At 71.4% G+C, this 13,708-nt stretch carries 16 protein-coding genes; 7 read left to right on the top strand and 9 right to left on the bottom strand.

The genetic code is table 11. The features are described 5' to 3' along the window. The first annotated feature begins 27 nt into the window (after positions 1–27). Positions 28–381, top strand: a complete 354-nt coding sequence (locus tag E1289_RS10830; RefSeq protein ID WP_131978383.1) for a metalloregulator ArsR/SmtB family transcription factor — start codon at positions 28–30, stop codon at positions 379–381. On the opposite strand, the gene E1289_RS10825 is transcribed toward E1289_RS10830, so the two are convergent. Further along, complete coding sequence (locus tag E1289_RS10825; protein WP_131978380.1) at positions 368–1,492, bottom strand: NAD(P)-binding domain-containing protein; 1,125 nt, start codon at positions 1,490–1,492, stop codon at positions 368–370. The genes E1289_RS10830 and E1289_RS10825 overlap by 14 nt on opposite strands. 93 nt (positions 1,493–1,585) lie before the next feature. On the opposite strand from E1289_RS10825, the gene E1289_RS39520 reads away from it, so the two are divergent. The 6 genes from E1289_RS39520 (at position 1,586) to E1289_RS10795 (ending at position 6,127) form a co-directional block, all read left to right on the top strand. Continuing rightward, positions 1,586–1,978: a metalloregulator ArsR/SmtB family transcription factor gene (locus E1289_RS39520; protein WP_243712743.1), complete on the top strand. Its 393-nt coding sequence runs from the start codon at positions 1,586–1,588 to the stop codon at positions 1,976–1,978. Positions 1,979–2,048: 70 nt separating this feature from the next. Next, positions 2,049–2,393 (top strand): metalloregulator ArsR/SmtB family transcription factor, encoded by a 345-nt coding sequence (locus tag E1289_RS10815; protein ID WP_131978377.1) that lies wholly within the window; start codon positions 2,049–2,051, stop codon positions 2,391–2,393. 11 nt (positions 2,394–2,404) lie between these two features. Then, on the top strand, positions 2,405–3,154 hold the full coding sequence (locus E1289_RS10810; protein ID WP_131978374.1) for a methyltransferase domain-containing protein: 750 nt from the start codon (positions 2,405–2,407) through the stop codon (positions 3,152–3,154). Between the two features lie 44 nt (positions 3,155–3,198). Next, entirely contained in the window at positions 3,199–3,729 is a 531-nt protein-coding gene (locus E1289_RS10805; protein ID WP_131978371.1) for a GNAT family N-acetyltransferase, read from the top strand. Positions 3,730–4,091: 362 nt separating this feature from the next. Then, positions 4,092–5,543, top strand: coding sequence for an MFS transporter (locus E1289_RS10800; RefSeq protein WP_131978368.1), 1,452 nt, complete (start codon positions 4,092–4,094; stop codon positions 5,541–5,543). A gap of 59 nt (positions 5,544–5,602) precedes the next feature. After that, positions 5,603–6,127 (top strand): carboxymuconolactone decarboxylase family protein, encoded by a 525-nt coding sequence (locus E1289_RS10795; protein WP_131978365.1) that lies wholly within the window; start codon positions 5,603–5,605, stop codon positions 6,125–6,127. Between the two features lie 47 nt (positions 6,128–6,174). On the opposite strand, the gene E1289_RS10790 is transcribed toward E1289_RS10795, so the two are convergent. The 8 genes from E1289_RS10790 to E1289_RS10755 form a co-directional block, all read right to left on the bottom strand. Beyond that, positions 6,175–7,506: a potassium transporter TrkG gene (locus tag E1289_RS10790; RefSeq protein WP_347813570.1), complete on the bottom strand. Its 1,332-nt coding sequence runs from the start codon at positions 7,504–7,506 to the stop codon at positions 6,175–6,177. A 281-nt stretch (positions 7,507–7,787) separates the two neighbouring features. Then, positions 7,788–9,116, bottom strand: coding sequence for a hypothetical protein (locus E1289_RS10785; protein ID WP_131978362.1), 1,329 nt, complete (start codon positions 9,114–9,116; stop codon positions 7,788–7,790). After that, positions 9,103–9,513 carry a hypothetical protein gene (locus E1289_RS10780; protein ID WP_131978359.1) on the bottom strand — a complete coding sequence of 137 codons (411 nt, stop codon included), beginning with the start codon at positions 9,511–9,513 and terminating at the stop codon, positions 9,103–9,105. Before E1289_RS10780 ends, E1289_RS10785 begins: the two co-directional genes overlap by 14 nt. A gap of 47 nt (positions 9,514–9,560) precedes the next feature. Next, on the bottom strand, positions 9,561–10,658 hold the full coding sequence (locus E1289_RS10775; RefSeq protein WP_243712741.1) for a molybdopterin-dependent oxidoreductase: 1,098 nt from the start codon (positions 10,656–10,658) through the stop codon (positions 9,561–9,563). Between the two features lie 11 nt (positions 10,659–10,669). Beyond that, positions 10,670–11,287, bottom strand: coding sequence for an SAM-dependent methyltransferase (locus tag E1289_RS10770; RefSeq protein WP_131978353.1), 618 nt, complete (start codon positions 11,285–11,287; stop codon positions 10,670–10,672). Continuing rightward, entirely contained in the window at positions 11,284–11,940 is a 657-nt protein-coding gene (locus E1289_RS10765; protein WP_131978350.1) for a TIGR04282 family arsenosugar biosynthesis glycosyltransferase, read from the bottom strand. The genes E1289_RS10770 and E1289_RS10765 overlap by 4 nt, the downstream gene beginning before the upstream one ends. Next, a complete protein-coding gene (locus E1289_RS10760) occupies positions 11,937–12,611 on the bottom strand; it encodes a glycosyltransferase family 2 protein (protein WP_207928897.1) in 675 nt (224 codons plus the stop codon). The genes E1289_RS10765 and E1289_RS10760 overlap by 4 nt, the downstream gene beginning before the upstream one ends. Next, on the bottom strand, positions 12,608–13,621 hold the full coding sequence (locus tag E1289_RS10755) for an NAD-dependent epimerase/dehydratase family protein (RefSeq protein ID WP_131978347.1): 1,014 nt from the start codon (positions 13,619–13,621) through the stop codon (positions 12,608–12,610). Before E1289_RS10755 ends, E1289_RS10760 begins: the two co-directional genes overlap by 4 nt. Positions 13,622–13,708 lie beyond the last annotated feature (87 nt).

Raw genomic sequence — 13,708 nt, 5'->3', positions numbered from 1 at the left:
TGTCAAATTAGAGAGGTGGCTGGGTCGATGGAACTTGAGGACGTCTCCGCTCCGGTGTGCTGCGAACCGTTGAGCGGCCCGGTGATGGAGGAGGACGAGGCCGCCGACCTGGCCCGGGTCTTCAAGGCCCTGGCGGACCCCGTGCGCCTGCGGTTGCTGAACCTGATCGCTTCGGCGAAGGGCGGCGAAGCGTGCGTCTGCGACCTGACCGGCCTCTTCGCCGTGTCCGCACCGACCATCTCCCACCATCTGAAGATCCTGCGTCAGGCCGGGCTGATCGAGGGCGAGCGCCGCGGGACCTGGGTGTACTACCGCGTGGTCCCCGAGCGCCTCACCCGGCTGTCGGGACTGTTCGCGCTGCCGGACCTCACCGGCGCCTGACCCCTGGAACCGACGCCGGATCGCCCGCGGGCACCGGAACTCCGGCGCGGCGTGACCGCTTGAGCAGCCGGGTGAGGACGTAGCGGGCGTCTGCGCCGACGCCGCGCAGGGTGGCCGAGGCGAACGAGCGCTGCCATTCCAGCCCGACGTAGCCGAGCCCGGGGACGGCGGTGGAGATCCCTGCGCGGTGGCGGGGGGCGCCATCCTCGTCCAGGGCTCCGAGTCCGGCCAGGTAGTCGACGCCGGGCCGGTACCCGGTCGCCAGGAGGACCACATCGACGTGCTCGCGCATACCGTCGCTCCAGATGACCTGGTTGCCGTCCAGGCGGTCGAACATGGGACGGCGGTCCGGGTTCCCCGAGGCGACGGTGTCCCGGTAGGTGCCGGTGTCCATGACCGGGGTGCCCTTGCCTCCGGTCAGCAGCGGCCTGGCCCACCCGGCGCTGTCCAGGCCAGTGCGCTGCAGCCAGAGGTGGATGTCGCGGCCCGCGATCCGCTGCGGCATGAAGCGGAGCGGATGCCGGGTGGCGAGCGTGACATCGGCGACCTCGGCGAGCTCGATCGCGATCTGCACCGCCGAGTTCCCGCCGCCGACGATCACCACTCGCCTGCCGGTGAACGGCTCGGGACGCCGGTAGTCGGACGAGTGCAGCACCGTCCCGGCGAAGGAGTCCAGGCCCGGCGGCGCGGGGCGGTAGGGACGGCTGAAGGCGCCCGTCGCCGCGATCACCAGCGGGGCGGTGAACACGTCCCCGTCCGCGGTGACGGCCTGGAACCCGGCTTCGTCCCCGGTGCGGGTGATGCGTTCGACCCGGTGGCCGGTGCGGATGTCGGCGTCCAGCCGGGCGGCGTAGCCGGTCAGGTAGGCGACCACCTCGTCCCGTGCCGGATAGCGGTCGGGATCGCCGGGGAAGGGCACGCCGGGCAGGGCGCTGCGGCGGGCCGGGGAGAACAGGGTGAGGCTGTCGTAGTAGTGCGGCCAGGATCCGGCCGGCCGGTCGGCGGCCTCCAGGACCAGCGGGGTCAGGCCGAGGGCACGGGCGATGCGTGCGGTGGCCAGTCCGGCCTGGCCGCCGCCGACGATGAGCAGTGCGGTTGTCCGAGCGGTCATACCCGGAACATATCATCAAATTATAATATTACAATGTGAGGATGGGTCGCGTAAGCTTGCCGCCAGACGCCGCCGCGAGGGAGAGCCGAAGTCTTGACCGAACGCGTGACCGGACCACCGCCGCAGCCGACGGCGCCCGTCGACGCATCGCGCGCGGCGGCGGACACCGGATGCGGGGCCTCGACGGCTCGGCTCGGAGCCGGGGCGCGCGAGTTCCTCAAGGCACTGGCCAGCGAGCAGCGCCAGGCGATGCTGGAGTTGTTCACCGGAGGCATCGAGCTCACCGTCGGCACCGTCGCCGAACGCCTCGGCATCGCCCAGCCGACCGCCTCCCAGCAACTGGCGCTCCTGCGCCGCGGCGGCCTGCTGACCTCCCGCAGAGACGGCAAGCAGGTCCACTACCGCATTGACGCCGACGCCGTCGCGCAGTCCCTGACCGAACTCCAGACCTACCTGCACGTCTGCTGCCCGCCCAGCGGCCGCTGACCCGCCGGCTTCCGCGGAGCACGGCAGACCTCTTGCCTCTTCCCTATTCATCGCTTATCGTCGATTATCGATGAATAGGGAAAAGGGACCGCTGGACCGGTCCACCGCAACCGAGTACGCGTCCTGGTTCAAGGCGCTGGCCGACCCGACCCGGATCCAGATCGTGTCGCTGCTGGCCCGCCAGGGACGCCCGATGAGCGTGGGCGAGATCGTCGAGTTCGTCGACGTCGGCCAGTCCACCGTCTCGGCGCACCTGAAAGTGCTGGCCGAGGTCCGGTTCGTGCTGGCCGACAGCCGCGGCACCGCGCGCTTCTACCGGATCAACGACGCCTGCGTGGACTGCTTCCCCACGGCCGCCGACATCATCATGGGCAAGCCCGCCCCCATACCGCCGTCCTGCGGCCCCACCGGCTGAGGAGCATCTCAATGACGGACCCCGACGACCGGCGTCCCCACCGGTCAACGGCAATCGTGGACCACTACGGCGCGCTCGCCCGCGCCGCCCTGGAGGGCACCCACGCCATCGGCGGCGAGACATGCTCGTCCACCGGGTGCGGTCCCACCGGCTACGACGACCTCACCGGCCTCCCGGACGGTGCCGTCCGCGCCAGCCTCGGCTGCGGCAACCCGGTCGCCGTCGCCGACCTGCGGCCTGGTGAGACCGTCCTGGACCTGGGCTCGGGCGGCGGAATCGACGTGCTGATGTCGGCTCGCCGGATCGCCCCCGGCGGCCTTGCCTACGGCCTGGACGCCAGCCCGGACATGCTCGCCCTCGCCGCGGCCAACGCCGACCAGGCCGGTCTCGGCAACGTCCGGTTCCTGCGCGGCCACATCGAGGACATCCCGCTGCCGGACGCGGCCGTCGACGTGGTCATCTCCAACTGCGTCATCAACCTCTCGGCCGACAAGCCCCGCGTCCTGGCCGAAGCCTTCCGCGTCCTTCGCCCCGGTGGACGGCTGGGCATCAGCGACATGATCGCCGACGACGTCCAGGCAGATCCCGCCGAGCCGAGGCACCAGTGTGCCGCCCAAGCCCTGACGGCCGACGCGTATCTGAAGGCGCTGCGGCTGGCCGGGTTCACCCAGGTCACCATCACCGGCACCGGTGCGGCCCAGGGCGGAGTGCGCTCGGCCATCGTTCACGCCACCAAGCCGGACAGGGCTTCCGGGCGGTGACGAGTAAGGACCACCGCGCCGTCCCGGGCTCGGCGGAAGCAGCGATGACCACCGCACCGGCCCAGGTCGCCATCCGTCCCATGCGCCCCGGAGACGCGGACCAAGTCCTGGCGATCTACCAGATGGGCTTGGACACCGGCGACGCCAGCTTCGAGGTCACCGCGCCGTCCTGGCATGCCTTCGATGCCTCCAGACTGCCGCAGCACCGCTACGTGGCCGTCGGAACCCCCGCGGCCGTGGGCGGTGGCACGACATTGGGCTGGATCGCCGCAACGGCGGTATCCGACAGGTGCTGCTACGCCGGCGTCGTCGAGCACAGCGTCTACATCGCTCCGCAGGCTCGCGGCCGCGGTGTCGGGAGGGCATTGCTGACCGCTTTCATCGCCTCCACCGAGGCCGCCGGTATCTGGACGATCCAAACCGGCATCTTCCCCGAGAACACCGCCAGCCTGCGCCTCCACCACGCCGCGGGCTTCCAGACCGTCGGCACCCGGACCCGCCTCGCCCGTCACCACGACCGGTGGCGTGACGTCATCCTCCTCGAACGCCGCAGCACCATCGCCGGAACCACCTGACCCGGCAACCTCGCAGCAGTAACCGCCTGATCACGCACAGTCCGACCCGTGGGTGACGCCCGGATGAAGTGAACGGCGGCCCCGCGGGACGGCAGCGGGGCCGGGCCGGTTCTTGCCGCACCGGCCCCGCCGACCAGGTACCCCGTATAGGTATAAAGCCGGGTACTGCGCCGAGCCGTCGACCCCGGACCCTCGCCGGACGCCTCCCGAGCCACGGCATGCGATGAACGTGGCGGACACGAGCAGGCTGAGCGGCAGGACGAGTTCGATCTCCGTCGACTTCAGGGGTTGCGGGTTGGAGAATACGCCCGTAGGGTATGCCGCGTTCTGCAGATACCCCCTAGGGGTAAGGAGGATTGGTCATGTCCACTCGTTCCGCACCGCCCACGAACCGCCGCTGGTGGGCGCTTGCCCTGATCGCGATGGCCCAGTTCATGGTGATCATGGACACTTCGATCATCGGGGTGGCGCTGCCCCGCATGCAGGAGGACCTCGGGTTCTCCCAGGAGAACCTGTCGTGGGTGTTCAACGCCTATGTCGTCGCCTTCGGCGGCCTGCTGCTGCTCGGCGGCCGGCTGTCCGACCTGTTCGGGGCGCGGCGGCTGTTCTCCACCGGCTGGGTCGTCCTGCTCGCCGGATCCGCCGTGGCGGGCGCCGCCGGCACCGTGGCCGTCGAGCTCACCGGCCGCGCGCTGCAGGGCGTCGGCGCCGCGCTGATCGCGCCCGCCGCGCTCACGCTGCTGATGATGCTGTTCGGCTCCGAGCCGCGCGAGCTCACCAAGGCCCTGGCCCTGTACGGCGCCGCGGCTCCGGCCGGCGGGACCGCGGGCGTGTTCCTCGGCGGCGTGATCACCGAGTACGTCTCCTGGCCGTGGGTGTTCTACATCAACATCCCCATCGCCGTCCTGGCACTGGCCGCCGCACCGCTGCTGATGCCCCGCGGGGGAGGCGGCGCGCGCGGCTCGATCGACCTGGTCGGCGCGCTCACCGTCACGGCGGGGCTGGGTGCGATCGTCTTCGCCATCGTGCGCGCACCCGAGGTCGGCTGGGGCTCCACCGCGACCTGGGGTGTTCTCCTCGGCGGACTGGTGCTGCTCGCGGCCTTCCTCGCCGTCCAGGCATCCCGCCGCGCCCCGCTGATGCCGCTGTCGATCTTCCGCGCCCCGAACCTGGGCGCGGCCAACCTCGCGCAGCTCCTGCTGGGCGGAGCGTGGATCCCGATGTGGTTCTTCCTGAACCTCTACCTGCAGCAGGTACTCGGGTACAGCTCGTTCCCCTCGGGCGCGGCGCTCGTCCCGATGACCGCGCTCATCATGATCGGGATGATCGTGCTCGCCCCGCGTGCCATCGGCCGCTTCGGCCCCAAGGCGATCACCGTCTCCGGGCTGCTGGTACTGGCCGCCGGCATGGGCTGGCTGTCGCTGGCCCGTCCGGACGGGTCGTACTGGGTCGACGTCCTGCCGGCCTCGCTCGTCGCGGCGCTGGGCATGTCGCTGGCCTTCATCCCCACCCTGGGCACCGCGATCTCGGCGGCCAAGCCCGAGGAGGGCGGGCTGGCGTCCGGAATCGTGAACACCAGTTACCAGGTCGGTTCAGCGCTGGGGCTGGCCGCGATGACCGCCATCGCCGCCTCCTTCGGCGCGGACGAACCGGGGAACCTGCCCGCGCTCACCGACGGCTTCTCGGCCGCCTTCATCGGTGCGGGCCTGATCGCGCTCGCCGGAGCCGGGCTGGCCGCCGGCACCCTGCGGACCCCGCGCCCGGCGCCGGAGACCGCGCCCGCGGCGCCGCGTGAGAAGGCCACGGGCCGCTGACCGGGACGAACCGAGGGGGCCGCGTCCGGCGGCCCCCTCCGACACGGATGGAGACGATCATGCGGAACCTGCCCCCGCTCACCCCGGACGAGGCACCGGCCAAGTCCCGCGAACTCCTCGCCGACATCATCGGCCGGCACGGATCCGCCGGCGACATGGTCAGCACCATGGCCCACTCGCCCGCCCTCCTCCAGGGCTACCTGGAGCTTTCCCGGGCGATGAAAAGGAGCAAGATTCCCCGCCCGCTGAGCGAGAAGATCTCCCTGGCCCTCCAGGAGTGGATCGGCTGCGGTACCTGCATGGCCGCGCACATCGAGGCGGGCCGGGCCGCGGGACTCACCGGGAGCGACATCGCCCTCGCCCGGCAGGGCACCTCGGCCGACGCCCGCGAGGCCGCGCTGGTCGACTTCGCGCTGCGGGTCCTGACCGAACCGTCCTCCCTCACCTCGGACGACGTGGCCGCCCTGCGCGGGCACGGCTGGACCGACCGGGTCATCAGCGAGATCGTCGGCCTCGTCACCCTCAACATGCTCACCGGGTCGTTCAACCTGGTCGCCGGCAACCAGCCGTCCTCCCCCGCGTGAGCACACCGGTGCCGAACTCTTCCAGCCGCCATGAGGGTCGTCTCGTATCAGCCGACGATGGGGCGTTCCTCAGGTAGTTCGTAGAGGTGGGCGCGCTCGCGCAGGGCGAGCGCGGTCGCGAACGTCAGTGGCCCGATGCGTCCCAGGAACATCAGGGCGACCAGCAGCAGATGCCCGGTGTCCGGAAGATCGGCGGTGATGCCGGTGGACAGGCCGACCGTGCCGAACGCTGAGGTGACCTCGAACAGCACCTGGTCCAGCGAGTACGAGGTCAGGGACAGCAGCGTGAACGTCATGGCGGTGACCAGGCCGACGCTCAGCAGCACGATCGCCAATGCCTGACGCTGCGTGCCTTCGGGGAGCCGCCGGTGACCGACGTTCACCCGCGCCTCGCCGCGCATCTCGGCCCACAGGACGAACCCCAGCAGCCCGAACGTGGTGACCTTGATTCCGCCGGCGGTGCCGGCGCTGCCGCCCCCGATGAACATCAGCACGTCGGTGGCCAGCCAGCTCTCCGTCCGCATCTGGGCCACGTCGATGGTGTTGAAACCGGCGGTGCGCGGCATGACCGCCGCCGCGAAACCCGCCAGCCACCGCGACGGTCGCGGCATCGCGCCCAGGGTTCCGGGATTGTCCCACTCGGCAACGGTCAATACGAGCGTTCCGCCGACCAGGAGCAGGGCCGTCATGGTCAGTGTCACCCGGGTGAGGATCGTCCACCCGGCGGGATGCCGCCATTGCCGCACCAGATCGAAGACGACGGGGAAGCCGAGCCCGCCGACGATGACCGCCGTGCAGATCGTCAGATTGATCCAGGGATCGGTCGCGAACCGGACGAGGCTGTCGGGCCACAGGGCGAACCCGGCGTTGTTGAAGGCCGACACCGCATGGAACACCCCCAGGTAGAGGGCACGGCCTAAAGGTTCGCCGTGGCCCAGTACCAGCCGGGCGGTCAGCACCCCGGCGACCACCGCCTCCGACACCAGGCTGAACAGGACCACGTTGCGTACGACGCGCCGCACGTCGGCCATCCGCATGGTCTTGGTCTCCGCCTGGGCCGCCATCCGGGCCCGCAGCCCCAGCCGACGCGACAGCAGTACCGCGAACAGGGTGGCGAGCGTCATCAGCCCCAGACCGCCCACCTGGATCAGCCCCAGGATCACCAGTTCGCCGAACGTCGACCAGTAGGTGCCGGTGTCGACTGTGACCAGCCCGGTCACGCACACCGCCGACGTCGAGGTGAACAGCGCGTCCAGCCAGGGCGCCGACCCTTCGCCCGCCGTCGCCTGCGGCAGCGACAGCAGCAGCGTCCCCGCCGCGATCGTCACCGCGAACCCGCTGACCACGACCTGGGCGGGGTGCTGAAACCGCTCTAGCAGCGCCGCCCCTCGCGGCCTGCGAGACGAGCTCAGACGAATCCGCTGAATCAGAACGGCTCCCTTGAGCGAACACCCTTCCACCCGAGCACATACCACCACACCTTGCCCCGAACGCAGCATCCAGCACCCGACCTGGCGGAACCTGCCCGTACCCACGCTCCGGTGCACACCTCCAAAGAAGGCTGTGCCGGGGTGGAGGCCAGGGGCGCTGAGCGGGAACTACCCCGTGCAGAACCGCTCCCCTCCCACGGGATTCTGCGCTTTGTGCTGGCCTGTTCGTGCTACCAGGGGGAGAGTATGAGTGCCTGGAGGGTCAGTGCCAGGACGGCCTGGGCCGACAGCCAGAGGCGAGCCGGAGGCTTGTGCTGGGCCGCCGCGACGACCACCCAAGCCGCATAGGGCACCCAGATGCGTTCCACCTCACCCCTGGTCACGCCTGAGACGTCCAGTGCGAGCAGGCCGACCAGGGCCGCCCCCACCAGCCAGGCCAGGGGACGGCGATTGGAGAGTGACGCGGGTAGGGCGTGGGCGGTCGCCGGTCCCACCAATAGGCCGAGCACGGCGATGTTGGCGATGACGAAGTAGGCGTAAGAGCGCTGTGCGGATCCTCTGCTGATGACGTAGGTCTCGTGGGTCGCCGCTACCCCGTCCGGCCACCAGAAGCCGCCCAGGGTGAAGGCCAACGGGACGATCGCCGCGCAGCAGAGCAGCACCACGGCCAGGCGTGGGGTGATCCGGGTGAGGAGGGCGGCGGCCAGGGGCAGCGCGAAGAGCGGGAGCAGGCCGTAGCTGAGGTAGGGGAGCGTCCCCAGGAGAAGACCGCCTCCCGCGGCCGCGAGCAGGTTCCCTCGCTTGGCGGCTACGGCGACCAGGGCGGTGGCCCAGGCGCCGACGCCGAGGAAGAAGGCGTCCATGGACGTGGCTATCCACAGCGCGAGCGGCGCCAGGGCCAGGAAGGGCACCGCGCGCCGGGCCGTGGCCTCGTCGGCGACGCACCGGACCGTGATGGCGATGGCGGCGACCGCCGAGGTTCCCACCAGGATGATGAGGGCGGCAGACCAGCCGGTGCCGCGTAGGCCGGTCTCCTCCAGCGCCCACAAGACCAGCATCGGCAGCGGCGGGTGTCCCCGTACGTGGGTGGTGTAGCCGCCCAGCCTCTCGGTGAACGTGCTCAGCCACACCCCTGGGTCGGCCCGTACGGCATCAAGTCCGGCCGGGTATTCGGTGGGCGAGTCCAAGGGGCGGTGCAAAGCGTCCAGACCATCGCTCAGTGCGAGCGCGACCGTCCACGCCACGGCCGCGACCCAGGACACCGGCAACAACAGCCGCCAGGACAGCCGCTGGGCAAGGGACGGCAGGACGCTCACGGCGACGGCGGCCACGCAGGCGGCGGGCAGCATCTGCCAGGTGAGCAACCGGGGTTCGGCGTGGAGCGGAGGCAGGTTGTCTTCTGTGGAGAGCCCCGCGCGGCGCAGTCCCTCCCCTGTGACCAACGCACCGATGATCAGCAGCGCCCAGAGCGCGACCGCGATCCACCCGGACCGGGCACTCCGCTCAGCCGCTTCAGGAGGGGAGACGGGGCGTCGCCGCTTCAGCTCACCGAGTGTCATCGAAACGCTTCCTATGACGGACCAACGCGGTCCACACGACGGCGACCACGGCGATGGTGGAAAGGGCGATGATGAGGTTCCTGCCGTAGGCGAGCGGCAGGATGGACGGGTTGTCGGCCCGCCGCCCGTACCCCAGGACCATGGGCAGCGCGACAAGCGCCACCGAGCCGCCCACCACCAGCGTGGCCTGCACAAACCTCCGGTGGGACGCGGGCAGGCGAGTGGTGAGCGCCCCCAGGAGCAGCACGCAGGGGACGAAGATCCCGTCATGGACGACCACCGCCCCCGCGAACCAGACCCCCCAGCCCCGGGGATTGGTGGTCCCCGTGAGGACGCCCCACAGCCCGAGAAGGATGAACCCCGCGCCGATCGCATAAACGGTGATGCGCGTCCTCATACGATGCTCGTCTTCATAGGGTTCTCGTCTTCATACGGTGCTCGCCCTCATACGACGACCACCTGGCGCACCCATTTCGTCTGATGCACACCCGGGCGGTTGGGCGCGATCAGCCGGCAAGGGAACCCGTGGTCGAGGTCGAGGGGTTCCCCGTTCACGATGAGAGCCAGCAGGGTCAACGGGTCGTGCCAGTGGCGGGGGCTGACCCAGGAGGTCCGGAAGAGCCCCCTGGCTTCCATGGATACGAGCCGCACGCGGGCGTCGCCGGCGACCCCGGCCATGTGGAGGAGATCCCGTAGCCGGATGCCGTGCCAGGTGGCCCCGGCGCTCCAGCCTTCCACGCACGCGATGGGCAGCCTGGCGGAATGGGACGGGAGTGTTTGCAACTCCTCCAGTGAGAGGGACAGTTCTCGTTGGACTCGTCCAGTGACCCGTAGCCGCCAGGCCGGATCGCCGGCGGCCGCCAGGCTGACCCCGGCCGCGTACGCCGACCTGTTGACCGGCACTCCTTGAGGGCCGACCCCGGGACGCCTGGGCGCCAGCAACGCCGCCTTGGCCAGCGGGGAGAACGCCTCACCGACCGTAGTGACGGCGACCGTTCCGCTAGCGGCCGCGACGCCAAGCAGGAACCCGCGCCGGTCGAGGCCGTCCTCCGGGCGCTTCATCACGGTGCGCTGCACCTTGGGCCACTTGTTCACCACGTGTATGACGAGGGACCCAACGAGGATGTACGCCGTCCAGTAATGGGCCGATGTGAAGAAGAACGGGAAGGCGTACCAGTAGGAGATGTTCAACACCCCCGTGACGAGCTGGAACAGTGCCGCCCCCACGAGGACGAATATCAGCGCCCGCTCGACGGCGTGCCCTACGGAACGGACCGGCGGCCGCTGGAACAGCCTGGGATAGACCGTCCACATCTTCGCCAGCAGCAAGGGGATCGTGGCCAGCCCGCCGATGACATGCAGGCCCTGCGTAACCCGGTACAGATTCACCGGACGTGACGGCCACATCAGCCAACCCGGCGGTTGCTGCATGAAGTGGCTGATCAGCCCCGTGACGAACGCGGTGGTGAACGCGACGCCCAGCCATATCCCCAGCCAGGCCGCCACGCGTTCGTCATGCAGGCGGCTCTTGAAGCGCGGCACGCGCGAAGGAGTCAGCGGCTCAGCGCGACGAACCATCGGCCCGCCTCCTCCCAGGTCTCCTTCACGGCGGCACCGCACTCCCCGGCGAACCCTGCGATGTCGTCCGCGGACACCCACGCCCACGGGAACCACTCACCGACCGCCTGGCCGGCGCGGAGCCGGACGGGACCGGTGTACGCCCCCGTCCCGGGCGCCCGCACCTCGGCGAGGACCCGCCCGCCGGGAGCGAGCAGGGTGAACGCCCGGGCCAGCAGGGCGGAGGGGGCACCACCGATGCCGATGTTGCCGTCGGCCAGCAGCAGCGTCGTCCAGATCCCGGCGCCCGGCACCCGCCCGAACACGTCCCGGCACAGCGCCGGGCCGCCGGCCGCCACCGTCAGCGCCACCGCGTGCGGTGCGGTATCGATGCCGAGGGCGAGCATCCCGCGCTCGGTCAGCGCGGCGGTGAGCCGCCCGGGCCCGGATCCGACGTCCAGCGTGGGGCCGTCGCAACGATCGAGCACGCCCTGGTCGCCGGGACGCAGCGCCATCCACTCCTGGACGGGCAGCGCGCTGCGGCGGCCCGTGCCGTCCTCGACCTCGACTCCGGCGCTCCCCTCCAGGGCCCGCTCGTACAGCTCGCCGATCACTTCGTCCCCGCCTGTACCGGCTCCCGCACGGCGGCCCCGGCGGCCCGGACGGCGGCGGCGAAGCGGCCTTGCGGCGCCAGCCCCGCGACCTCGGCCGCGTCGCGGGCGGTGTCCACGTCGGTCAGCTCCGGCAGCAGCGCGACGTCCAGTCCGGCCGCGCGCAGCCGGGCGAGCTGGATCCGGCCGGTGTCGGGGCGGGACATCGGTACGCCGCGCAGCAGCCGCGCGTCCGGGTGGGCCAGGCCGAGCAGCCAGAACCCGCCGTCGGCCGCCGGGCCGAACACCGCGTCCCGGGTCCGCAGCGCCGCCCCCGCCCGTGCCAGCAGGCCGGGGCCGGCCTGGGGGGTGTCCATGCCGATCAGGACGAGCGGGCGCCCGGCGTAGCCGTCGTCGAATGCGTGCGCGAGCCGCTCGTCCAGGCCGTCCCCGCGCTGCGGGAGCACCCGCAGGCCGGGCGGCAGCCACGGACCGGGACGGCCGCTCAGGACGAGGGTGCGGGCCCCGGCCGGGGTGCGGGCGACGGCGCCGAGCGTGTCGGCCAGGGACGCCTCCGCCAGCCCGGCCGCCTGCCCGGGTGTGTACGGGGGCGTCAGCCGGGTTTTCACCCGCCCGGCGACGGGCTCCTTGGCGATCACGAGCAGATCGGCGGTCACGGCGCCGCCCCTGACACCTCGGCCAGCACGCGCCGCATGTCGCGCACCGCCCGTACCGTCCCGCCGACCGTCCCGGTGACCTTCGACCGGCCGGTACGGGGCCGGTACGGGACGTCGACCTCGCTGATCCGCCAGCCCGCGGCGGCCGCCCTCAGCACCATCTCCAAGGGGTAGCCGAAGCGGCGGTCGGCCAGCTCCAGCGCCAGCAGGTCGGCCCGGCGGGCGGCGCGCATCGGCCCGAGGTCGTGGAGCGCGGTGCCTGCCCGCCGGTTGAGCGACCTGGCCAGGACGGCGTTGCCGAGCCGGGCGTGCAGGGGCCAGGCTCCGCGCCCTACCGGACGGCGCCGTCCGAGCACCAGCTCAGGCCCGGCACGGTGGAGATCCGCGAGCAGGCGGGGCAGGTCGCCCGGGTCGAGCGAGGCGTCGGCGTCCATCACGCACACGAGGTCCGCGGTGGCCGCCACCAGGCCGGCGTGGCACGCGGCACCGAAACCCCGTTGGGGGGCTTCCACGACATGGGCGCCATGACGGTGGGCTATAGCGGCCGAGTCATCTGTGGATGCGTTGTCCACCACTATGGGACGGAACCCCTCCGGCATGCGCGACAGCACCCATGGCAGGGCCTCGGCCTCATTGAGGCAGGGCAGGATGACATCGATTTCGCGGGTCACCGCCCCGTCCCCACCGTCGCCTTGGCGAACTCGGCGATGCCCCCGGCGAAAGGCACCTCCGCCTCATAGCCGAGTTCTTGCCGGGCACGCTCGGGACTGGCCACGATGTGCCGCACATCGCCCAGTCGGTAGCCACCGGTCACCTGCGGAGGCGGGCCGCCGTGGACATCGGCCAACGCCTCCGCCATGTCGGCTATGGACCGCGGGTTGCCACTGGCGACGTTGTACGCCCGCAGCCGTGCCTGCTGCGCCACCTCCAACCGCTCCAGCGCGAGGACGTTGGCGCGCGCCACATCGCGAACGTGGACGAAGTCCCGCCGCTGACGCCCGTCCTCGTACACCAGCGGTGCCTCACCCCGCCGCAGCCGGGACCGGAACAGCGCGGCCACCCCGGCGTAGGGCGTGTCCAGCGGCATCCTCGGCCCGTACACGTTGTGGTAACGCAACGCCGCCACGCGCCCGCCCGTCATGCGCGCCCAGGACGCGGCCAGGTGCTCCTGTGCGACCTTGGTGTCCGCATAGACGTTCCGTGGGTCGAGGGCCGTGTCCTCCCTGACGACACCGGGTTCCAGCGGGCTACCGCAATCCGGGCAGGGCGGCTCGAACCGTCCAGCCCGCAGGTCGTCCTCCGTACGCGGACCCGGCCGGACGTCCCCATGACTCCGGCAGGTGTAGGCACCCTCCCCGTAAACGACCATCGAGGACGCCAGCACCAGCCGGTGCACCCCGGCCCGCGCCATCTCGGCCAAGAGCACCGCCGTGCCGGCCACGTTCACCGACGTGTACGCCGGGAGGTCGAACACGTCCACACCGAGACCGACCATCGCGGCCTGATGGCAGACAGCGTCCACGCCCCGCACGCAGTGCGCCACCGCGTCGCGGTCGCGCACATCCCCGACCTCCCCGCCCGGGAGCAGATCGAGCCCGCGCACCTCATGCCCGCGGGCCCTCAGTGCCTCGGCGACGTGTGAGCCGATGAACCCGGCCGATCCTGTCAGCAGCACTCGCATGCGACGACCGTAGGTCGCCGGGCGTGCCCGCTCACCTGCGAAGCGCGACCTGTACGATTCTCGTAAGATTTGCCGCCCCGCACATGG

The organism is Actinomadura sp. 6K520 (genome assembly GCF_004349245.1).
In the GTDB taxonomy this organism is placed as follows: Bacteria; Actinomycetota; Actinomycetes; order Streptosporangiales; family Streptosporangiaceae; genus Spirillospora.
The sequence above is the reverse complement of the archived record's forward strand: the minus strand, read 5'-3'. Positions and strand labels throughout refer to the sequence as shown.